The sequence below is a fragment of the Serratia sp. CY55921 genome (assembly GCF_052167655.1).
Taxonomy (GTDB): domain Bacteria; phylum Pseudomonadota; class Gammaproteobacteria; order Enterobacterales; family Enterobacteriaceae; genus Serratia; species Serratia ureilytica.
The window spans coordinates 2,462,649-2,484,028 of record NZ_JBJNMU010000001.1 but is presented as its reverse complement, the minus strand read 5'-3'; the positions used below and the strand labels follow the sequence as shown (position 1 = coordinate 2,484,028).

The 21,380-nt window shown below is 62.5% G+C and carries 21 protein-coding genes; 12 read left to right on the top strand and 9 right to left on the bottom strand.

The genetic code is table 11. The features are described from left to right. Window positions 1-238: 238 nt before the first annotated feature. From fldA to ybfF, 3 genes are all read right to left on the bottom strand, one after another. Window positions 239-778 carry a flavodoxin FldA gene (gene fldA / locus ACJ8M3_RS12075; protein ID WP_004939938.1) on the bottom strand — a complete coding sequence of 180 codons (540 nt, stop codon included), beginning with the start codon at window positions 776-778 and terminating at the stop codon, window positions 239-241. A 262-nt stretch (window positions 779-1,040) separates the two neighbouring features. Beyond that, a complete protein-coding gene (gene ybfE / locus ACJ8M3_RS12070) occupies window positions 1,041-1,328 on the bottom strand; it encodes a LexA regulated protein (protein WP_004939936.1) in 288 nt (95 codons plus the stop codon). A gap of 256 nt (window positions 1,329-1,584) precedes the next feature. Further along, window positions 1,585-2,358: an esterase gene (gene ybfF / locus ACJ8M3_RS12065; RefSeq protein WP_096242007.1), complete on the bottom strand. Its 774-nt coding sequence runs from the start codon at window positions 2,356-2,358 to the stop codon at window positions 1,585-1,587. 224 nt (window positions 2,359-2,582) lie between these two features. Between ybfF and seqA the strand changes: the two genes are divergently transcribed. The 4 genes from seqA to ACJ8M3_RS12045 all read left to right on the top strand — a co-directional run bounded on the left by seqA (window position 2,583) and on the right by ACJ8M3_RS12045 (window position 5,975). Further along, complete coding sequence (gene seqA / locus ACJ8M3_RS12060; protein ID WP_033651164.1) at window positions 2,583-3,125, top strand: replication initiation negative regulator SeqA; 543 nt, start codon at window positions 2,583-2,585, stop codon at window positions 3,123-3,125. 77 nt (window positions 3,126-3,202) lie between these two features. Then, window positions 3,203-4,846 (top strand): phosphoglucomutase (alpha-D-glucose-1,6-bisphosphate-dependent), encoded by a 1,644-nt coding sequence (pgm, locus tag ACJ8M3_RS12055; RefSeq protein ID WP_033638690.1) that lies wholly within the window; start codon window positions 3,203-3,205, stop codon window positions 4,844-4,846. Window positions 4,847-5,037: 191 nt separating this feature from the next. Then, window positions 5,038-5,676, top strand: coding sequence for a PadR family transcriptional regulator (locus ACJ8M3_RS12050; protein WP_033642180.1), 639 nt, complete (start codon window positions 5,038-5,040; stop codon window positions 5,674-5,676). Then, the gene (locus tag ACJ8M3_RS12045; protein ID WP_033642181.1) at window positions 5,676-5,975 is read left to right on the top strand and encodes a DUF3861 domain-containing protein; all 300 of its coding nucleotides are present in this window, start codon (window positions 5,676-5,678) and stop codon (window positions 5,973-5,975) included. The genes ACJ8M3_RS12050 and ACJ8M3_RS12045 overlap by 1 nt, the downstream gene beginning before the upstream one ends. Window positions 5,976-6,002: 27 nt before the next feature. Here ACJ8M3_RS12045 and kdpE read toward each other — a convergent pair whose 3' ends face one another. From kdpE to ACJ8M3_RS12015, 6 genes are all read right to left on the bottom strand, one after another. Beyond that, window positions 6,003-6,692 (bottom strand): two-component system response regulator KdpE, encoded by a 690-nt coding sequence (kdpE, locus tag ACJ8M3_RS12040; RefSeq protein WP_033637458.1) that lies wholly within the window; start codon window positions 6,690-6,692, stop codon window positions 6,003-6,005. Window positions 6,693-6,708: 16 nt separating this feature from the next. After that, a complete protein-coding gene (kdpD, locus tag ACJ8M3_RS12035; protein ID WP_042783854.1) occupies window positions 6,709-9,405 on the bottom strand; it encodes a two-component system sensor histidine kinase KdpD in 2,697 nt (898 codons plus the stop codon). A gap of 73 nt (window positions 9,406-9,478) precedes the next feature. Then, a complete protein-coding gene (kdpC, locus tag ACJ8M3_RS12030; RefSeq protein ID WP_033642183.1) occupies window positions 9,479-10,048 on the bottom strand; it encodes a potassium-transporting ATPase subunit KdpC in 570 nt (189 codons plus the stop codon). Window positions 10,049-10,066: 18 nt separating this feature from the next. Further along, a complete protein-coding gene (kdpB, locus tag ACJ8M3_RS12025) occupies window positions 10,067-12,136 on the bottom strand; it encodes a potassium-transporting ATPase subunit KdpB (RefSeq protein ID WP_033642184.1) in 2,070 nt (689 codons plus the stop codon). A gap of 26 nt (window positions 12,137-12,162) precedes the next feature. After that, entirely contained in the window at window positions 12,163-13,851 is a 1,689-nt protein-coding gene (gene kdpA, locus ACJ8M3_RS12020) for a potassium-transporting ATPase subunit KdpA (protein ID WP_072628177.1), read from the bottom strand. Further along, window positions 13,851-13,940 carry a K(+)-transporting ATPase subunit F gene (locus ACJ8M3_RS12015; RefSeq protein ID WP_016928742.1) on the bottom strand — a complete coding sequence of 30 codons (90 nt, stop codon included), beginning with the start codon at window positions 13,938-13,940 and terminating at the stop codon, window positions 13,851-13,853. The genes kdpA and ACJ8M3_RS12015 overlap by 1 nt, the downstream gene beginning before the upstream one ends. A gap of 441 nt (window positions 13,941-14,381) precedes the next feature. On the opposite strand from ACJ8M3_RS12015, the gene ACJ8M3_RS12010 reads away from it, so the two are divergent. The 8 genes from ACJ8M3_RS12010 to pxpA all read left to right on the top strand — a co-directional run bounded on the left by ACJ8M3_RS12010 (window position 14,382) and on the right by pxpA (window position 21,374). Next, window positions 14,382-14,591, top strand: a complete 210-nt coding sequence (locus tag ACJ8M3_RS12010) for a YbfA family protein (protein ID WP_004939916.1) — start codon at window positions 14,382-14,384, stop codon at window positions 14,589-14,591. Between the two features lie 142 nt (window positions 14,592-14,733). Then, window positions 14,734-15,690, top strand: a complete 957-nt coding sequence (locus ACJ8M3_RS12005; RefSeq protein ID WP_033651168.1) for a YbgA family protein — start codon at window positions 14,734-14,736, stop codon at window positions 15,688-15,690. 16 nt (window positions 15,691-15,706) lie between these two features. Next, on the top strand, window positions 15,707-17,137 hold the full coding sequence (gene phrB / locus ACJ8M3_RS12000) for a deoxyribodipyrimidine photo-lyase (RefSeq protein WP_089196725.1): 1,431 nt from the start codon (window positions 15,707-15,709) through the stop codon (window positions 17,135-17,137). A 22-nt stretch (window positions 17,138-17,159) separates the two neighbouring features. After that, window positions 17,160-18,140, top strand: coding sequence for an MBL fold metallo-hydrolase (locus ACJ8M3_RS11995; protein WP_042783859.1), 981 nt, complete (start codon window positions 17,160-17,162; stop codon window positions 18,138-18,140). A gap of 18 nt (window positions 18,141-18,158) precedes the next feature. Further along, the gene (locus ACJ8M3_RS11990; protein ID WP_016928738.1) at window positions 18,159-18,902 is read left to right on the top strand and encodes a type 2 GTP cyclohydrolase I; all 744 of its coding nucleotides are present in this window, start codon (window positions 18,159-18,161) and stop codon (window positions 18,900-18,902) included. A gap of 159 nt (window positions 18,903-19,061) precedes the next feature. Continuing rightward, a complete protein-coding gene (pxpB, locus tag ACJ8M3_RS11985) occupies window positions 19,062-19,718 on the top strand; it encodes a 5-oxoprolinase subunit PxpB (protein ID WP_089196726.1) in 657 nt (218 codons plus the stop codon). After that, window positions 19,712-20,644, top strand: coding sequence for a 5-oxoprolinase subunit PxpC (pxpC, locus tag ACJ8M3_RS11980; RefSeq protein ID WP_047572334.1), 933 nt, complete (start codon window positions 19,712-19,714; stop codon window positions 20,642-20,644). The genes pxpB and pxpC overlap by 7 nt, the downstream gene beginning before the upstream one ends. After that, window positions 20,634-21,374 carry a 5-oxoprolinase subunit PxpA gene (gene pxpA, locus ACJ8M3_RS11975; protein WP_004939906.1) on the top strand — a complete coding sequence of 247 codons (741 nt, stop codon included), beginning with the start codon at window positions 20,634-20,636 and terminating at the stop codon, window positions 21,372-21,374. Before pxpC ends, pxpA begins: the two co-directional genes overlap by 11 nt. Window positions 21,375-21,380 lie beyond the last annotated feature (6 nt).

Below are 21,380 nucleotides of genomic sequence, written 5' to 3'. Positions count from 1 at the left end.
AACCGGTTGTACTAAATGGAAACCGCCGGTTGTTAACAAAGATATAATTGCACTATTGCATGTTTTGCATGCAACGCCTTGATGGATGGGATAAACCGATATCTCAGTCTACCGTGACGGGGTGGGAAGTTACAAATCTGTAGCTTCTATCGCAGCAATCCCTGTTGCCGATGACGGCCCTGTCGGCACACTATGCACTTTACAGGGCCTTTGTTCAACCTTTCGCCAGTCCCGGCGTTTAGCCGACGATATCGGCCAGGCTCAGCTCTTCGACGATCTGTTTGACCCAGGCGTCGACACGCTCGTTGGTCAGCTCCGGCTGACGGTCTTCGTCGATCGCCAGACCGATGAAGTGGTTGTCGTCCGCCAGGCCTTTGGAGGCTTCGAAGTGGTAGCCTTTGGTCGGCCAGTGGCCCACGATGGCCGCGCCGCGCGGTTCGATGATGTCGCGGATGGTACCCATCGCGTCACAGAAATATTCCGCGTAGTCTTCCTGGTCGCCGCAGCCGAACAGCGCCACCAGTTTGCCGTTGAAATCGACTTCTTCCAGCGTCGGGAAGAAATCGTCCCAGTCACACTGCGCTTCACCGTAGTACCAGGTCGGGATGCCCAGCAGCAGGATATCGAACCCTTCCAGGTCTTCTTTGCTGCTTTTAGCGATGTCATGCACTTCAGAGACGTCGTCGCCAAACTGTTTCTGGAGAATTTTCTGGATCATTTTGGCAATGTTTTCGGTATTGCCAGTGTCGCTGCCAAAGAAAATGCCTACAGTAGCCATATCGCGTATAACCTTTAAATTCAAGTAATTGCATTACTCGATGCCAGCACTGCCGCCGCTGACGCCGATTAAAATGATGCCATGGCAAGAGCCGTTCGCCGCGGGGGCGGGCGCCGACAGGCGCAGTCTCTTACCGGTAAATGCGTATCATGCCAGAAAGTGGCGCCGGGGTTTTATCGCATTTATGCGATGCCGGAGATGAAGAAAAGCGTGTCGATCCGGCGTTGTCCTTAACGCCGCGCCGCGCGTGCGGCCGAAGAGATCAATGTTCCGGCTGTTCTTCCGCCAGTTGCGCCAACAGCATCTGCTCGATGAGTTCGCTGCGGCTGATGTTGCGCTGTTCCGCCAGTTTGTTCAGGGCGTCCACCGCATCCGCGTTGATTTTCAGCTCTACGCGCCGCAATCCACGCACTTTATCGCGCCGTAACTGATTGCGCTTATTGATTCTAAGCTGTTCATCGCGGGAAAGCGGGTTGGTTTTCGGGCGCCCCGGACGGCGTTCATCTGCGAACAGATCCAGCGTCGTGCGATCCGTTTGTTCTTTTGCCATAGGTAGCGGTACTGCAAGGGAGTTTGCATCAAAAAGCGCTCGCACGCTTCCGGAGGCATCGGTTAACACACTTCGGGCCAATAAACCCTAACCCAAATTCACCCCCGACCCGGCGTTCGCGAACGCGCTGGCGCGGCGGCAAAATTATAGCGCGCCATATTACCCCAGCAGATGGAGCGGCGACAATGCCTAACTGCGGGCTAAACGCGCTAAGCCGTTATCTTTAGCGCGTTTTTTCACCAGGTGAGCGTATTTTTCAGGCTTCGTCGAGGAAACGGTGGATGGCGCGCAGCACCGCCTCCGGTTTTTCGGCGTGCACCCAATGGCCGGTGCCGGCAACGACGTGCGCGCGGGCCCGCGGGAACTGGCGGGCGATGTCCGCACGATAGCTGTCCTGCACGTACGGCGACAGGCCGCCGCGAATGAACAGGGTCGGGTGCGGCCAGGCCGGCACGTCCTGCCAGCCGGTGATGTCATCATAGCGTTCAATCAGCACCGGCAGGTTGAAGCGCCATTCGCCGTTATGGAAGGACTTCAGCAGGAACTGGATCACGCCTTCTTCCTGCAGGTAATCACGCATCAGCTGGGCGGCGGCCTGGCGCTGGGTGATGCCGGCGGCGCTGACGGCCTTCAGGGCGGCGAAAATCTCGTCGTGACGTCGGGTCTGGTAATTCACCGGCGCGACGTCGATGACGATCAGCTTGGCGACGCGCTCGGGCGCGATGGCGGTCAGCGCCATCGCCGCTTTGCCGCCCATCGAATGGCCGATGACGATCGCTTTCTCAAGCCGCAGTTCGTCGAGCAGCTCCAGCAGATCCTGCGCCATCGCGGGGTAGTTCATCTCGTCGGCGCGCGGGGAGAGGCCGTGGTTGCGCAGATCGACCTTAATTACGCTGTGACGCTGATGCAGATCGCGCGCCAGCACGCCCAGGTTGTCCAGATTGCCGAACAGCCCGTGGATCAGCAGCACCGGCAGCGCGTCTGACTCGGCGGCCAGCAGTTGATAATGTAATTTCATGGCGAAGTTCATACTGAGAGAGATTCAGATTAGGGTATCATGATTGAATCGCACGATGAATCATGCGGAATTTTCGCGGCGCGGGCTTGGCAGTGCCGGCTATAGGTATTAGTCTGCATTTGCCGTCCGGAGGCACATTGTTGTGTTCGCCCCAGCGCTTTTAACCTTATAATCCCATGGCTTGAATGCAGGATCTGGCTTCAGGTTCTAAGTAGAAAAAACAGTATTGGATAAAGATGAAAACTATTGAAGTCGACGAAGAGCTTTACCGTTATATTGCCAGCCACACGCAACACATCGGTGAAAGCGCGTCCGATATTTTACGCCGCATGTTGAAATTCACCGCCGGTCAGCCGGTGCGCGCGTTGCCTGCCGCCAGTGCGTCGCCGTCCGTCGAAGCGGAAAAAGCGGCGCCGGTTCAGCGCCCGCGCGATCGCGTACGCGCCGTGCGTGAACTGCTGCTGTCGGATGAATACGCCGAGCAGAACAAAGCGGTCAACCGTTTCATGCTGGTGCTGTCCACGCTGTACACCCTCGATGCCGCCGGTTTTGCCGCCGCCACCGAGGCGTTGACCGGCCGTACCCGCACCTATTTCGCCGGCGATCAGCAGACCCTGCTGGCCAACGGCACGCATACCAAGCCGAAGCATGTGCCGGGCACCCCTTACTGGGTGATCACCAATACCAATACCGGCCGCAAACGCAGCATGATCGAACACATCATGCAGGCGATGCAGTTCCCGGCGGAACTGATCGAGAAAGTTTGCGGTACCGTCTAATTTAGCGAACAGCCCGTCATGATGGCCGTGCGCGACGTATTTGCCCGGTCACCGACAGGGATGAGGGAGATATGTCGATGGCGAATAATCCACGTGCCGGGCAGCCCGCCCGTCAAAGCGATCTGATCAACGTAGCCCAGCTGACGTCGCAGTACTATGTGCTGCAACCGGAAGCCGGCAATGCCGCACATGCGGTGAAGTTTGGCACCTCCGGCCACCGCGGCAGCGCGCAGCGCCACAGCTTCAACGAAGCGCACATTCTCGCCATCGCTCAGGCGATCGCCGAAGTTCGTCATCAGCAAGGCACTACCGGCCCGTGCTACGTGGGCAAAGACACCCATGCACTGTCCGAGCCGGCCTTCATTTCCGTGCTGGAAGTGCTGACCGCCAACGGCGTCGATGTGATCGTGCAGGAAAACAACGGCTTCACGCCAACGCCGGCGGTATCGCACGCCATTCTGTGCCACAACCGCCGCGGCGGCGCGCAGGCCGACGGCATCGTCATTACGCCGTCCCACAACCCGCCGGAAGACGGCGGCATCAAATACAATCCGCCGAACGGCGGCCCGGCTGACACCAACCTGACGTCGGTGATCGAAAAGCGCGCCAACGAACTGCTGGCGCAGCAGCTGAAAGGCGTGCAGCGTCAGTCGCTGGACAAGGCCTGGAACAGCGGCCACCTGCACGCCAAAGATCTGGTGCAGCCTTACGTCGAAGGGTTGGTGGAGGTGGTCGACATGCCGGCCATCCAACGCGCCGGCCTGAAGCTGGGCGTGGATCCGCTCGGCGGTTCCGGCATCGCCTATTGGCAGCGGGTGGCGGAACACTACAAGCTGGATCTGACGCTGGTGAACGATTCCATCGATCAGACGTTCCGCTTTATGCACCTGGATCACGACGGCATCATCCGCATGGACTGCTCGTCGGAGTCGGCGATGGCCGGCCTGCTGGCGCTGCGCGACAAATTCGATTTGGCGTTCGCCAACGATCCGGATTACGACCGCCACGGCATCGTCACGCCGAAGGGTCTGATGAACCCGAACCACTATCTGGCGGTAGCCATCAACTACCTGTTCCAGCATCGCCCGCAGTGGGGCGCCGATGTTGCGGTGGGTAAAACGCTGGTGTCCAGCGCGATGATCGATCGCGTGGTGGCCGATCTGGGCCGCAAGCTGGTGGAAGTGCCGGTCGGCTTCAAGTGGTTCGTGGACGGTCTGTTCGACGGCAGCCTGGGCTTTGGCGGCGAAGAGAGCGCCGGGGCCTCGTTCCTGCGCTTCAACGGCCAGCCGTGGTCGACCGACAAAGACGGCATCATCATGTGCCTGCTGGCGGCTGAAATCACCGCGGTAACCGGTGAGAACCCGCAGCATCACTATGACGATCTGGCCAAGCGTTTCGGCGCGCCAAGCTACAACCGCATCCAGGCGCCGGCAACCCATGCGCAGAAAGCGGCGCTGTCCAAGCTGTCGCCGGAGATGGTCAAGGCCAGTACGCTGGGCGGGGACCCGATTACCGCACGTCTGACCGCAGCGCCGGGCAACGGCGCGTCGATCGGCGGCCTGAAAGTGATGACCGACAACGGTTGGTTCGCGGCTCGTCCTTCCGGCACCGAAGAGGCTTACAAGATCTACTGCGAGAGCTTCCTCGGGGCGGAGCACCGCGAGAAGATTGAGCACGAAGCGGTCGAGATCGTCAGCGAAGTGCTGGCTTCCGCCAAGTAATCACTTTTCTTGATTGATAAAAAGCGCTGTTTTTACAGCGCTTTTTTTATGGGCGCTATTTAGATATATCTTTTTCACGGCACGCGCTTGCGCATTTAGATATATCGATCTAGATTAGCGCTATCGATGCTGTTTAGATATATCTAAACAACCTCGTATTGATGTTCCCTACTAAAGCGAGGTCTCACCTTATGTTTCATCGATTAGGCTTACACCGGCATCATCATCACCATGAATGCGAAGAGGGTCGTCGTCATCGCGGCGGGCGCCATCACTTCGGCGGCGAAGGCGAAGAGCACGGCCGGGGTGGGCGCGGCGGCCGGGGCGGGCGTCATCGTCTGTTCGAACACGGCGATCTGCGCCTGGTGCTGCTGGCGCTGGTGGCGCGCAAGCCCAGCCACGGGTACGAATTGATCAAGGCGATCGAGGAAGCGTCATCCGGCCTGTACGTGCCGAGCCCGGGGGTGATTTACCCCACGCTGACGCTGCTGGAAGAGCAGGATTTCCTCGAACCGCTCACCACCGGCAACGGCCGCAAAAGCTACCGCATCACCGCGGCGGGCGAGGGCGAGCTGCAAAAGCATCAACAGGTGGTTGAGGTCATTCTGGCGCGTCTGGCGGGCGCCGGCCGCGAGCGTCATCGGCACGGCAACCTGGCGGAAGGCATCTACGACGCCATGAACCGTCTGCGCAGCCTGCTGCGCGGCAACGTGATGCGCGCCGATCTTACGCCGCAGCAGGTGGAGCGCATCAACGCCGCGTTGCTGACCGCCGTGGCGGCGATCGAAAGCGAAATGCAGATTCAACCTTCGCAACAGGAGAAGAACTGATGCCCGGCCACCGTTTTAACATTACCGTTGAAGCCCTGAGCGATCGCCAGGGCAATCCCGTCGAGAAAGCGCCGCTGAGTTTTGAAGTGAGCAACCACGACGATATTCTCGAGATCGTCGAACGCATTCGGGCGCGTGACGATCTGAACTTCGGCCCCGAGCAGAGCGCGGCTTTTGCCGTGGGGTTGAAGCTGTTCTCCGAAGTGATGATCGAAAACCGCAAACACCCGGTGTTCGCTCCGCTGCGCGAGGCGTTTAAGGAGTTTATGGTCGGATTGAAGAAGGGCCCGGCGGCGTAAAGGCGCGGCAAACCGCGCCCTCCGGGGTTAAGGCATGAAGCGATAGCCGACGCCGGTTTCGGTCAGCAGGTGTTTGGGCCGGGCCGGATCGGCTTCGAGCTTCTGCCGCAAATGGCCCATGTAGATGCGCAGATAGTGGCTGTGCTCCACGTAGTTCGGCCCCCAGACGTGGCTCAACAGCTGGCGTTGGGTGATCACCTTGCCGGCGTTGGCCAGCAGCTCCGCCAACAGGCGAAACTCGATCGGCGTCAGATGCAGATCTTCGTCGTTGCGCAGCACCCGGCGATTCACCAGATCGACGGTAATCGCCGAAAAGCTCACCAGCGGGCTTTCCTGTTGGCTAGCTGAGTGGCGACGCAGCGCGACCCGCACCCGCGCCAGCAGCTCACCGATGCCGAACGGTTTGCTGAGATAGTCGTCGGCGCCGGCGTCCAGCGCGGCGATCTTGTCCTCTTCGGCGTTGCGCGCCGACAGCACGATCACCGGAATGGCGCTCCACTGCCGCAGATCGCGGATGTAGCTCAGCCCGTCGCCGTCCGGCAAGCCCAAATCCAGGATGATCAGATCCGGTTTGCGCGTGCCGGCTTCAATCAACCCGCGCTGCAGCGTTTCACTTTCAAACACCCGCAGGCCTTCGCTCTCCAGCGCGGTGCGCACGAAGCGGCGGATCTCTTTTTCATCTTCAACAATCAGAATGTTGGTTGGCGTTATGCTCACGTTTCCCCTGCGTTGATTACAGATCGAAGGCGTCGCCGTCGATCTCGGGCGGTTTTTCCAGCGGCAGCACGAAGCGGAAGCTGGCGCCGCCGTTGGCGCCGTTTTCCGCCCAGATGCGGCCGTCATGCACTTCAATAATGGCACGACAAATCGCTAACCCCAAGCCGACGCCAGGGATCGCCGACTCTTTATTGCCGCGTGAAAACTTGTCGAAAATCAGCTGCAGCTGATCGGCGGGGATGCCGGGGCCGTTATCCCAGACCTCGACTTCCAGCCACTCGGGCAGCGTGCGGGCGCGAATGCCGATGGTGGCCTCGGCGCCGGCGTATTTATTGGCGTTTTCCAACAGGTTGGTGAACACCCGTTCCAGCAGGCTGCCGTCGCAGTTGACCAGGATCTGTTCCGGCGGCAGATCGACCTCGATCGGATGCTGGCTGAGCAGCGGCTCCAGCATGTGCAGCGAAGCGCCGACGATCTCTTCCAGCGACTGCCACTCTTTACGCAGGCTGAAACCGCCGGACTGGATGCGCGCCATATCCAGCAGGTTGTTCACCAGCCGGGTGGTGCTCAGCACCTGCTGGCGGATCTGGCTGGCCTGGGTGGCGTGATTGGAACCTTCGGCCGCCAGGTCCAGCGTGAGAATTTCCGCCTGGCCGAACAACACGGTCAGCGGGGTGCGCAGATCGTGCGACAGCGCCGCCAGCAGCGAGTTGCGCAGCTGTTCGCGTTCGGCGTCCAGCTTGGCTTCTTCGGCGCTGCGCGCCAGGTGCAGCCGTTCCAGCGCGCTGGCGATCAGCACTGCGAAGGTTTGCAGCAGCCGCTGTTGTTCCGGCACCATCAGCTGGCGCAGGTTGTTGGGTTCGATCGCCAACAGGCCGAAGGTCTGTTTGGGGGTATTGAGCGGCAGCAGTTGGTAAGGCACGCCGGGCAGGGTGTCGGTGCCGGCGCCGGCCGGCAAGCCTTTATCGAAACTCCAGCGCGCGATGGCTTCGTCTACCGACAGCAGCCCGCCTTCCTCGCCGATCATTTGCTGCAGCCGGCCGTCTTCCTGCGGCAGCAGCAGCACGGTTTTCGCCTGGAAGCTGCTGGAGAGGAAATGACGGCTGGTGTTGGCGATGTCGGCCACGGTCAGCGCGCGGCTCAGCCCGCGTGACATTTCGTACAGATGGCGCGCCCGCTGCTCGCGATAGCGCGCCACCCGGGCCTGATAACGCACCCCGGCGGTCAGGTTGCCGATGATGATGCCGACGGCGAGCATCACGCCGAAGGTCAGCAGATACTGCATATCGCTGACGGCGAACGACCATTCGGGCTGAACGAAGAACAGATCGAAACTGGCGACGTTGATCACCGCCGCCAGCACCGATGGCCAGCGGCCGAAGAACAGCGCGACGATCGCCACGCCGAGCAGGTAGACCATCACCAGGTTGGCCTGATCGAAGCCCGGCAGCAGCCACTGCGAGAGCAGGGTGATCAGCGCGCACAGCGCCACCGCCACCGCGCAGCCGCGCAGCTGCATGCGCCATTTCTCATTGAAGCTGCGGCCGTCGTGCTCCTTGCCCGGCGGCGGCTGTGCGGCGTCGCTGTCCAGCGCGACGATCACCAGATCGAGATCCGGACCCAGCCGGCCGAGGCGATCGGCGAAACTGCCGCGCAGCTTCCAGCGCTGCTCGCTGCGGCGGCCGATGATGATTTTGCCGAGGTTATGCTCGCGGGCGTAGCGCAGCACTGCGCGCTCTTCGGACGGATCGGCCAGGGTGGCGGTTTCGGCGCCCAGCTCCTGCGCCAGCCGCAGCGCGCGCAGAATGGCGCGGCGCTGGTTTTCCGGCAGCCGGTGCAGCTTGGGGGTTTCCACGTAGACCGCATGCCAGTGGCAGCCGAGCCGCGCCGCCAGCCGGGCGGCGATGCGCACCAGCTTTTCGTTGCCGCTGTTGTGGCCGACGCACAGCAGAATGCTGTCGCGGGTGTGCCACACTTTCTCGCGCCCCTGGGTGTCGCGAAACTCGCGCATCTGGTCATCGACCCGATCGGCGGTGCGGCGCAGCGCCAACTCGCGCAGGGCGATCAGGTTGCCTTTACGGAAAAAATGCTCGATGGCGCGCTCGGCCTGACCGGGAATATACACTTTGCCTTCGTGCAGCCGTCGGCGCAGATCGTCCGGCGGCAGATCGACCAGCACCACTTCGCTGGCCTCGTCAAACACGTGGTCGGGCACCGTTTCGCGCACCCGCACGCCGGTCACGCCGCCCACCACGTCGTTCAGACTTTCCAAATGTTGTACGTTGACGGTAGTCAGCACGTCGATGCCGGCGTCCAGCAGCTCTTCCACATCCTGCCAGCGTTTGGGGTGGCGCGAACCGTGGGCGTTGCTGTGCGCCAGTTCGTCCATCAGGATCAGCGCCGGATGGCGCGCCAACGCGGCGTCGAGGTCGAATTCATGCACCAGTCGCCCGCGATGCTGGATGCGCTTTTGCGGCAACAGCGCCAGGCCGTCGAGCAGGGCGGCGGTCTCGCTGCGGCCGTGGGTTTCCACCACGCCGACCAGCACATCCAGCCCCTGTGCGCGCAAACGCTGGGCCTCCTGCAGCATGGCGTAGGTTTTGCCTACGCCGGCGCAGGCGCCGAAGAATACCTTCAACCGGCCGCGCGGTTTTTCATTGGCCAGCGCCAGCAGGCTATCGGGATCGGGACGCTGCTGTTCTTCTTCGACCATGACAATTCCTTGTGTTACCAAGCAAAAAGGGGTTCGGCACGCCGAACCCTATCACTATGCTGAATACGGTGCGTTACTTCAACGCATCCAGCGCCAGGTTCAGCTTCAACACGTTGACCACCGATTCGCCCATGAAGTTGGGCGTGGCCCGATCGGTGTTGTCTTCGATCAGTTTGGCGACCTGTTCCGGCGGCAGATGACGTGCCGCCGCGACCCGCGCCAGCTGATACCGCGCCGCAGCGGTCGAGATCTGCGGATCCAGCCCGCTGCCGGAGGCGGTCAGCAGATCCACCGGGATCGGGCCGCTCATGGCCGGATTGGCCTGGCGCAGCTGCGCCGCGCGTTCGGCGATAACCTTATCCAGCGCCGGGTTGGTGGCCGCCAGGTTGCTGCCGGCGGAGGCCTGTGGATTATAGGCTGAATCGCCGGTCGCCGACGGGCGGCCCCAGAAATAGTCGGCGCGCGTGAAGTTCTGGCCAATCAGCGCGGAGCCGACCGCCTTGTCGCCCTGGTACAGCAGCGAACCGTTGGCCGCGCCCGAAAACAGCAGCTGCGCCAGCCCGGTGGTCAGCAGCGGATAGGCGATGCCGGTGAGCAGCGTCAGCAGGATCAACATCACCAGCGCAGGTCGTAAATATGTCATGTTCTTTTCCCTCAATGGTTAACCGGCGACGTGCAGCGCGACCAGGATCAGGTCGATCAGTTTGATGCCGACGAACGGCACCAGCAGACCGCCGACCCCGTACAGCCACAGGTTGCGGCGCAGCAGAGCCGCGGCGCTCATCGGTTTGTAGCTCACCCCTTTCAGCGCCAGCGGGATCAGAAACACGATCACCAGGGCGTTGAAGATCACCGCCGACATGATGGCGGAGGCGGGGGAGTGCAGGTGCATCACGTTCAGCGCGTTCAGCTGCGGATAGGTGGCCGCGAACGCCGCCGGAATGATGGCGAAGTACTTGGCCACATCGTTGGCGATGCTGAAGGTGGTCAGCGAGCCGCGCGTCATCAGCATCTGTTTGCCGATATGCACCACTTCGATCAGCTTGGTCGGGTTGGAATCCAGATCGACCATGTTGCCCGCCTCTTTGGCGGCCTGGGTGCCGGAGTTCATCGCCACCGCCACATCGGCCTGCGCCAACGCCGGGGCGTCGTTGGTGCCGTCGCCGGTCATCGCCACCAGACGGCCCTCCGCCTGATACTGGCGGATCAGCGCCAGCTTGGCTTCCGGCGTGGCTTCCGACAGGAAGTCGTCCACCCCGGCTTCGGCGGCGATCGCCGCCGCGGTCAGCGGGTTATCGCCGGTGATCATCACCGTTTTGATGCCCATCTTGCGCAGCTCATTGAAGCGCTCTTTGATGCCGCCCTTGACGATATCCTTCAACGCCACCACGCCCAGCACCCGTGCGCCTTCCGCCACCACCAGCGGCGTGCCGCCGGTGCGCGCCACGCTTTCCACCAGATCGTCCACCGCCCGCGGGAAATGCCCCTGATTGGTTTCGACGTGACGGCGAATGGCGTCCACCGCGCCTTTGCGGATCATGCGCTCCTGCACGTTGACGCCGCTCATGCGAGTCTGGGCGGAGAAGGGCACGAAGGTGGCGTTCAGCGCCTGCAGATCGCGCTCGCGCAGGTTAAAGCGCTGTTTGGCCAGCACCACGATGCTGCGGCCTTCCGGCGTTTCGTCCGCCAGCGAAGCCAGCTGCGCGGCGTCCGCCAGCTCTTGCTCTTTCACGCCCGGCGCCGGCAGGAACTCCGAAGCCTGACGGTTGCCCAGCGTGATGGTGCCGGTTTTATCCAGCAGAAGCACGTCCACGTCGCCGGCGGCTTCCACCGCGCGGCCGCTGGTGGCGATCACGTTGGCGCCGAGCATTCGGCTCATCCCGGCCACGCCGATGGCGGACAGCAGACCGCCGATGGTGGTGGGGATCAGGCAAACCAGCAAGGCGACCAGCACGGTGATGGTGACCACGCTGCCGCTGCCGGCCGCCTCGACGCTGTATTGCGAGAACGGGAACAGGGTGGCGGTGGCCAACACGAACACGATGGTCAGCGCCACCAGCAGGATGGTCAGCGCGATTTCGTTCGGCGTTTTGCGGCGTTTAGCGCCTTCCACCATGGCGATCATGCGATCGAGGAAGGTTTCCCCCGGGTTGACGCTGCACTGCACCACCAGCCAGTCGGACAGCACGCGGGTGCCGCCGGTGACCGAGGAGAAGTCCCCGCCGGATTCGCGGATCACCGGGGCGGATTCCCCGGTGATGGCGCTTTCATCCACCGAGGCGCCGCCCTCCAGCACTTCGCCGTCGCACGGAATGGTGTCGCCGGCTTCCACCAGCACGATATCGCCTTTGCGCAGACTCTCGGCGGCCACTTTCTCCGTGGCGCCGTCGCGGCGCGGGCCGGCCAGTTTTTTCGCCCAGCTGGTTTTCTTGGTGCCTTTCAGGCTTTCCGCCTGGGCCTTGCTGCGGCCTTCGGCCAGCGCCTCGGCGAAGTTGGCGAACAGCACGGTGAACCACAACCACAGGGAGACGCTGCCGGTAAAGGCGGCGGCACCGTCGGTTTGGCCGGCGAGGATCGCCAGCCAGATGGCGGTGGTCAGCAGGCTGCCGATATACACCACGAACATCACCGGGTTGCGCCATTGAACGCGAGGGTCCAGTTTTTTCACCGCATCGATCAGCGCGGTGCGCACCAGAGCCGGTTCAAACAGCGCGCGTTGTTTGCGAGTCATCTCTTATTCTCTCTCTGTGACGTCTGTTAGTTTGCCAACCAAAGTTGCAAATGCTCGGCCACCGGGCCCAGCGCCAGCGCCGGCACGAAGGTCAGCGCGCCCACCAGCAGCACGGTGCCGATCAGCAGGCCGATAAACAGCGGCCCATAGGTCGGCAGGGTGCCGTTGCCCGCCGGCTGGCGTGGCTTGGCGCTCAGCGAACCGGCGATCGCCAGCACCGGCAGGATCACCCCGAAGCGGCCGACGAACATGGCGAAGGCCAGCAGCAGGTTGTAGAACGGCGTATTGACGCTCAACCCGGCGAAGGCGCTGCCGTTGTTGTTGGCGGCGGAGGACAGGGCATACAGCACTTCGCTGAAGCCGTGGGCGCCCGGATTGAGGATGCCGGCGCGGCCCGCGTCGGTGCCGATGGCCAGCGCGCTGCCCAGCAACACCAGCGCCGGCGTGACCAGGATCGCCAGCGCGGTCATCTTCATGTCGTAAACGTCGATCTTCTTGCCCAGGTATTCCGGGGTGCGGCCGATCATCAAGCCGGCGATAAACACCGTCAGCAGTACGAACAGCAGCATGCCGTACAGGCCGGAGCCGACGCCGCCGAACACCACTTCACCGATCTGCATCAGCCACATCGGCACCATGCCGCCCAGCGCGGTGAAGGAGTCGTGCATGGCGTTGACCGCCCCGCAGGACGCGGCGGTGGTCACCACCGAGAACAGGCTGGTGGCGAGAATGCCGAAGCGCGACTCTTTGCCTTCCATATTGATGTTGCTGTCGGCGCCCAGCGCGCTCAGGTGCGGGTTGCCCGCCAGCTCGGCGTACATCACCACCACCACCGCCACCACGAAGATCAGCGCCATCGCCCAGATCAGCGCGTGGCCCTGACGGTTTTCACCGGCCAGTTGTCCGAAAGAGAAGCACAGCGCGCAAGGGATCAGGAAGATGGCCAGCATCTGCACGAAGTTGGTCAGCACGGTCGGGTTTTCGAACGGGTGCGCCGAGTTGGCGCCGAAGAACCCCCCGCCGTTGGTGCCGAGCATCTTGATCGCTTCCTGCGAGGCGACCGGCCCCATCGGCAGCGTCTGCTGCGCGCCTTCGAGCGTGGTGACGTGTAGGTAAGGCAGGAAGTTTTGCAGCGTGCCCTGGCTGACGAAGAACAGGGCGATCAGCAGCGCGATCGGCAGCAGCACATACAGCGTGATGCGGAACAGATCGGCCCAGGCGTTGCCGACGGTCTTGCCGGCGCGGCGGGTAAAGGCACGGATCAGCGCAAAGGCCACGGCGATGCCGGTGGAGGCGGAAACGAAGTTCTGCACCGCCAGCCCGGCCATCTGGCTGAAATAGCTGAGGGCGCTTTCACCGCTGTAGGCTTGCCAGTTGGTGTTGGTGACGAAGCTGACGGCGGTGTTGAGCGCCAGATCCCAGGAGAGGCCAGGGAAGCCTTGCGGGTTGAGTGGCAGCGAGCCCTGCGCCATCAGCAGGGCGAACAGCAGCGCCAGGCCGAGCAGGTTAAACGCCAGGATCGCCAGCGCGTACTGCCACCAATTCATCTCGGTGGGGCGGATGCCGCAGGCGCGCCAGACGCCGGCTTCCACTGCGCGCAGCGCAGGCAGCGGCTCACCTTCGATCAGGCGCGCCATAAAACCGCCCAGCGGCCGTGCCAGCAGCAGAAGCACCAGCAGGAAACTGGCGATCAGTAAAAAGGCTGAAGCCGCCATCAGAAATCCTCCGCGTTAAACAGGGCGTAGACCAGATAGGCCAACAGCAGCAGAACCAACAGCGCACCACCAATAACGCTGAAACTCACGGGACACCTCCAGAGGTGTTGTTTTTGATAGAGGCAGTGTAGGGAGCGGGGTAGAAAGAAGATGAAAAAATCGCGCGGGCGGGTGTAAAAAAAGTATAAAAATGGCTGAAATTTCAGCAAAAATTGAGCATTTCAACCAGCAGGTTGGCGGCGAGATTGCGCCTGATGAGTGAATAAGCAAGGGCAGCGGCGTGGAAGCAGGAACCGGATAATAACCACAACGTAACCAATGTTAAGTTAAAAATTAACTTGGTTGTAACAAAATTACGAATCGCCGCGGTGATTAGCGATTTTTTGTGCGATTTAGTGGTCGGATGAGTAGTAAACTTTCATCAAGTGCGCTAAAATTTTGTCCAGTTACCAAATTACCGATTGTTCATTTGATACGCCCACGCCGTTTTCCCTGACAAATCAACGGCAGGCGTTTTTAAGGAGGTTCGCATGTCTACGACCTATCACGCTTATTCACTGCATCGGATTCTCCTGCGCCGCAGCGCAGTGGTGATCGCGGGCATTTTGGCCCTGCCGGTGATGCTGTTCCGCAGCGATCGCGGGCGTTTTTACAGCTACCTGCATCGCGTCTGGTCAAAAACCAGCGATAAGCCGGTCTGGCTGCAGCAGGCGGAACTGGCGTCCTGCGACTTCTACTGAGTCACTGCCGACTCACGAACAACCCTCGCCCTGCGGCGGGGGTTTTTTTATGCCCCAAGCCCGCTGCCGTCCAGCGCAAGGTCGTATTTGGCAAGCCATTCTTCTACACTTTCCCCATCGACCAACACCACGAGAGAACGGTATGAGTGACAAGATCCCTATAGGCATCAGCGCCTGTTTACTGGGCGACGCGGTGCGTTTCGACGGTGGCCACAAGCGGCTGGCCTTCGCGGTGGAACAGTTGGCGCCCTATGTGCGCTTTGAGCCCGTTTGCCCGGAAATGGCGATCGGCCTGCCCACGCCGCGCCCGGCGCTGCGCCTGGTGAAACAGGCGCAGCCGTGGCCGGCGATGCGCTACAGCAACGACGCCGGCGTGGATCTGACCGAGGAGATGCGCAGTTTCTCCGCGCAGCGCGTGGCCGCGTTGCAGCACCTGTGCGGCTATATCGTCTGCGCCAAGTCGCCGAGCTGCGGCCTGGAGCGGGTGCGGGTCTACAGCGAGAACGGCAAGGACTCGCGTAAAAACGGCGTCGGGCTGTTTACCGCCGAGCTGCTGCGCCAGATGCCGTGGCTGCCGGTGGAAGAGGATGGGCGTTTGCAGGATGCGGCGCTGCGGGAAAACTTTATCGAGCGAGTGTACGCGCTGTATGAGTTGAACATGCTGTGGCGTCAGGGGCTGACCCGCGGCGGGCTGATCGCGTTTCACAGCCGCTACAAACTGTCGCTGCTGGCGCATTCGCAGCCGGCGTACCGCGAACTGGGGCGTTTCGTCGCCGACATTCATCGCTGGGACTCGCTGGAAGACTTCGCCGTGGAGTACCGCAGCCGCCTGATGGCGCTGTTGGCGCACAAGGCGACGCGCCGCAACCATACCAACGTGCTGATGCACGTGCAGGGTTACTTCCGCCGCCAGCTCAGCGCGGCGCAGCGCCAGGAGCTGGCGCACCTGATCGACCGCTACCGGCAGGGCATGCAGCCGCTGCTGGCGCCGATCGCCTTGCTTAAGCATTACATGGCGGAATACCCCGACAGTTATTTGGCGGAACAACGCTATTTCGAACCTTATCCGGAGGCGCTGCGTTTGCGTTACGGCCATTGATTGACAAGGGAATTTTATGACCACGCATCTGGTCTGGTTGCGTAACGATCTGCGTATCACCGACAACAAAGCGCTGCACGCTGCCTGCAGCGATCCCAAAGCCCGGGTGCTGGCGGTGTTTATCGCCACCCCGCAGCAGTGGCGGCAGCATGAGATGGCGCCGCGGCAGGCGGCGCTGATCCACGCCAGCCTGCGGGCGGTACAGCAGGCGCTGGCGCAAAAGGGCATTGCGCTGCATTGCCATGCCGGCACGGACTTTGCCGCGTCGATCGACTGGCTGGCGGAGTATTGCCGGCGAGAGCAGGTGGACGCGCTATTTTACAACCGCCAGTACGAACTGAATGAACGGCGACGCGATGCGCGGCTGGAGCAGCAGTTGAATGGACGGGTAACGTGCCACGGTTTTGATGACAGTCTGCTGTTGCCGCCGGGCAGCGTGCTAACCGGCGGCGGCGAGATGTACAAGGTTTATACGCCGTTTCGCAACGCCTTCATTCAGCGCCTGACTGAGTCCGACGTGAGCTGCCTGCCGGCGCCGAAGATCCGTGCCGATGGCGCGTTGCCTGCGCCTGAAGCGCCGGCGGCGTTCGATTATCCCGCGGCGGACATCGGGGATGATTATCCCGCCGGCGAGGAGGCCGCGCTGCAGCGGCTGCGCGCCTTTTGTCGTGAGCAGGTGCAAGATTACCTTCGGCAGCGCGATCTGCCCGCCATCGCCGGCACCAGCAGCCTGTCACCCTATCTGGCGATCGGCGCGCTGTCGCCGCGCCAGTGTTTTAACCGCCTGCGCGCCGAATGCCCGCAGCTGCTGGAAGATCGCGAGAGCGGCGCTTTCGCCTGGCTGAACGAGTTGATTTGGCGCGAGTTCTATCGCCACCTGCTGGTGGCCTACCCCGAGCTGTGCCGCCATTGTCCCTTTATCGCCTGGACGGACAAGGTGCGCTGGAGCGCTGACGCGGCGAAGCTGCAGGCCTGGCAGCGGGGCGAAACCGGCTATCCGATCGTCGATGCCGCCATGCGCCAACTGAACGCTACCGGCTGGATGCACAACCGGCTGCGCATGATCAGCGCCAGTTTTCTGGTGAAGGATCTGCTGATCGACTGGCGCGCCGGGGAGCGCTATTTCATGTCGCAACTGCTGGACGGGGATCTGGCGGCCAATAACGGCGGCTGGCAGTGGGCGGCCTCCACCGGCACCGACGCCGCGCCGTATTTCCGCATCTTTAACCCGACCACCCAGGGTGAACGTTTTGATCCACAAGGCACTTTCATCCGTAAATGGTTGCCGGAACTGGCGGATGTGCCCGACAATGACATCCATTACCCCCACCGCTGGGCGGAAAAGCAGCGCCGTACGCTGAACTACCCGCTGCCGATCGTCGATCACAAACAAGCCCGCGTGGAGACGTTGGCGGCGTTCGAGGCGGCGAAACGGGGAGAGTCTTGAGGCAACTGCAAGGAGCGACGTAATGATGAAAAAGGTGCTGGCCCTGTGCCTGAGCGGCTATTCCGCGCTGGCGATCGCCGGCTTTGACGTGGTGGCGCTGGGCGTCGACGGCGGCGTCAGCGACGGCAACCTGACCTCTTATCTGATCCGCAGCGATAATCAGCCGCAGTATGTGGCGCTGGACGCCGGCTCGCTGCTGCCGGGCATCGCCAAAGGGCTGGAGAAGGGCAGTTTCCCGCAGGTGACCCCCGAGCTGGCCGCGCCTTATACGCCGCAGGGCTATGTGTTCCGGCAGTTGATCGGCGGCTATTTCATCAGCCACGGCCATCTGGACCACGTGGCGGGGCTGATCGTCGGCTCGCCCGAGGATAATAAAAAAACCGTTTACGCCCAGGCGGACACCGTGCTGACCCTGCGCAACCATTACTTCAACTGGAAGGCCTGGCCGAACTTTACCGACGCCGGCAACGGTTCGCGGCTGGGCACCTACCGGCTGCAAACGGTGCGGCCGCAGCAGCGCTTTACCCTCGGCCTGACCGGGTTGACCGGCGTGATGTACCCGCTCAGCCACGATCGCTACCCGTCGTCGATGCTGCTGATTTCCAACGGCAACGAGTTCTTCGCCTACTTCGGCGATACCGGGCCGGATAAGGTGGAGCAGTCGCGCGATCTCGATGCCGTGTGGCGCGTGCTGGGGCCGCTTGTCGAGCAGAAAAAGCTCAAGGGCATGATTATCGAAACCTCTTACCCTAACGGGGTGGAGGACAAACATCTGTACGGCCATCTGACGCCGGCCTGGCTGCTGAAGGAGCTGAAGAACCTGACGCAGTACAGCGGCGGCGAAGGCTCGCTGAACGGTCTGCCGGTGGTGATCAGCCACATCAAACCGAGCCTGAAGCAGGGCGAAGACGCGCGCGCCGCCATTGCGCAGCAGCTGGCGCAGGGCAACGATCTGGGGGTGAAATTCATCCTGATGGCGCAGGGCGACCGGCAGACATTTTGACTATGAAGAGAGAAGAGAATGCGTAACCTCGATCTGGAACAACTGATCAACACGGAACTGAACGCCGCGGCGTTTCAGGACTATGCCCCCAATGGATTGCAGGTGGAAGGGCGCCCGCACGTGCAGCGCATCGTGACCGGCGTCACCGCCTGTCAGGCGCTGTTGGACGCCGCGGTGGCGCATCAGGCCGACGCGATCATCGTGCACCACGGCTATTTCTGGAAAAACGAGGCGCCGGCGGTGCGCGGCATGAAGCGCAACCGCCTGAAAACGCTGTTGACCCACGACATCAATCTGTACGGCTACCACTTGCCGCTGGACGCGCATCCGGTGCTGGGCAACAACGCGCAGCTGGCGCAGGCGCTGGGCATTCGGGTGATTGGCGACGTCGAGCCGCTGGTGCCGCACGGGGAATTCGAACAGCCGCTGACCGGCGAAGCGCTGCAACAGCGCATCGAAAGCCGACTGGGTCGCGCGGTGCTGCACTGCGGCGATAACGCGCCTGAGCATATTCGCCGAGTGGCCTGGTGCACCGGCGGCGGCCAGGGCTTTATCGACAGCGCGGCGCGCTTCGGCGTCGATGCTTTCATCAGCGGTGAAGTGTCTGAGCAGACCATTCACAGCGCGCGCGAAATGGGCGTGCATTTCTTTGCCGCCGGCCACCACGCGACCGAGCGCGGCGGCGTGAAAGCGCTGGGGGAATGGCTGGCTCAGCACCACGGTTTTGATGTGACCTTTATCGATATCCCGAATCCCGCCTGATTTTTTTCTACGTCGGATCCAGCCCGGCCTGCGCGCCGGCTGAATCCTTTTATCGCGCTATTTCCTTATTTTCCTTATGGTTGCGTTCTATTGACAGCCGGGGCTGCGTCACGCATAACTGGTGTGTTTTTCAGCGCGATAATAATAAGGAGAATAAGGGTGCAACAAGCGCGTTATTACCTTTTAGGTGAAAGAGCGGTAGTGCTTGAACTGTCACCGCCGGTGACGTTGCCGAGCCAGCAGCGCATCTGGGCGCTGGCGGAAAAGCTGAATCACCATCCCGACGTGCGGGAAGTGGTGCCGGGAATGAACAACCTGACGCTGCTGTTGCATACGCCGCAGGCCGACGCCGAAGCGATGCTCGCGTTACTGCAGCAGGGGTGGGAAAGCAAAGAGCGCCTGACGCCGGAGTCGCGTCAGGTGGAGATCCCGGTTGTCTACGGCGGGGAACAGGGCCCCGATCTGGATGAGGTGGCGCGCTATACCGGCATGACGCCGCGACAGGTGGTGGAATGCCATGCGGCGGCGGCTTACGTGGTCTATTTTCTCGGCTTTCAGCCGGGCTTCTCCTATTTGGGCGGCATGCCGGAAAAACTGGCGACGCCGCGCCGCGCCGAACCGCGTCTGGCGGTGGCGGCCGGCTCCGTCGGTATCGGTGGCGGCCAGACCGGCATCTATCCGCTGGCGACGCCCGGCGGCTGGCAGCTGATCGGCCGCACGCCGCTGGCGTTGTTCAATCCCCATGAAATGCCGCCGACGCTGCTGCGCCCGGGCGATAGCGTACGCTTTGTGCCGCAGAAGGAGGGTGTATGCTGATTATTCTGCGCGCCGGCATCTATACCACGGTGCAGGATTTGGGCCGTGAAGGATTTCGCCGTCTGGGCATCAGTACCGGCGGCGCGTTGGATCAACCGGCGCTGAAGATCGCCAACCTGCTGGTGGGCAACGCGCCGGAGGCCGCCGGGCTGGAGATCACGCTCGGCCAGTTCAGCGCCGAGTTTACCCGTCCCGGCTGGATCGCCCTGACCGGCGCCGGCTGCGACGCGCAGCTGGACGGTAAGCCGCTGTGGACCGGCTGGCGCTACCCGGTGAAAAAGGGGCAGCGTCTGGTGCTGGGCACGCCGAAGCGCGGCATGCGCAGTTATCTCGCGATCGCCGGCGGTATCGCCGTGCCGGAAATGCTGGGCTCGCGCAGCACCGACATGAAAGCCGCTTTTGGCGGGTGCGAGGGGCGTAATCTGAAGGACGGCGATCGGTTGCCGCTGGGCAAATCCGCCGCTGAACCGCAAACCCGCTGTGGCGTGAAGCAGTTGCTGTTTACCAATCGCATCCGTGCGTTGCCGGGGCCGGAGTACGCCGAATTCAGCGAAGAGGCGCAAGATGCGTTTTGGCGCGCCGCCTGGCAGCTCAGCCCGCAGAGCAACCGCATGGGCTACCGTCTGCACGGCGGCACGCCGCTGGCACGCACCACCGACAGAGAGATGCTGTCGCACGGCCTGATGCCCGGCGTGGTGCAGGTGCCGCACAACGGCCAGCCGATCGTGCTGATGGCCGATGCGCAAACCACCGGCGGTTACCCGCGCATCGCCTGCGTGATCGAAGCCGATCTTTACCATTTGGCGCAGATCCGTCTCGGCGAACCGATCCATTTCGTTCTCTGTTCACTGGCCGAGGCGCAGCGCGCCAAGGCCGAGCAGGATCTTTTCCTTCGACAGATTGCCTGGGGGTTACATGATCGTTGATTTGAACGCCGATCTCGGCGAAGGCTGCGCCAACGACCAGGCGCTGTTGCAATTGGTGAGCTCGGCCAACATCGCCTGCGGCTTCCACGCCGGCGATGCGCAGACCATGCGTCAGTCGGTGCGCTGGGCATTGCAGTACGGCGTGGCGATCGGCGCCCACCCGAGTTTTCCCGACCGGGAGAATTTCGGCCGCACTCGCATGCAGCTGCCGCCGGAAACGGTGTACGCGCAGGTGGTGTATCAGCTCGGGGCGCTGGCGGCCATCGCCCGCGCCGAGGGCGGGGTGATGGTGCACGTTAAGCCGCACGGCATGCTGTACAACCAGGCGGCGGTTGAGCCGGCGCTGGCGGAAGCCATCGCCCGGGCGGTGCAGGCGGTTGATCCGGCGCTGCGGCTGGTGGGGCTGGCCGGCAGCGAGCTGATCCGCGCCGGGCAACGGCTCGGTCTGACCACCCGGCAGGAGGTGTTCGCCGATCGCGGTTATCAGGCCGACGGCACGCTGGTGCCGCGCGGTTTGCCGGGGGCATTGATCGAGGATGATGAACAAGCGCTGGCGCAAACCCTGGAGATGGTGCGCCATCACCGGGTGCGCAGCGTCGATGGCGTTTGGACCGCCGTACAGGCGGAGACCGTTTGCCTGCACGGGGACGGCGAGCATGCGCTGGCGTATGCGCGCAAGCTGCGGGACAGTTTTGTTCAACAGGGCATCCGCGTCAGCGCAGAGCAGTAAAGCAAG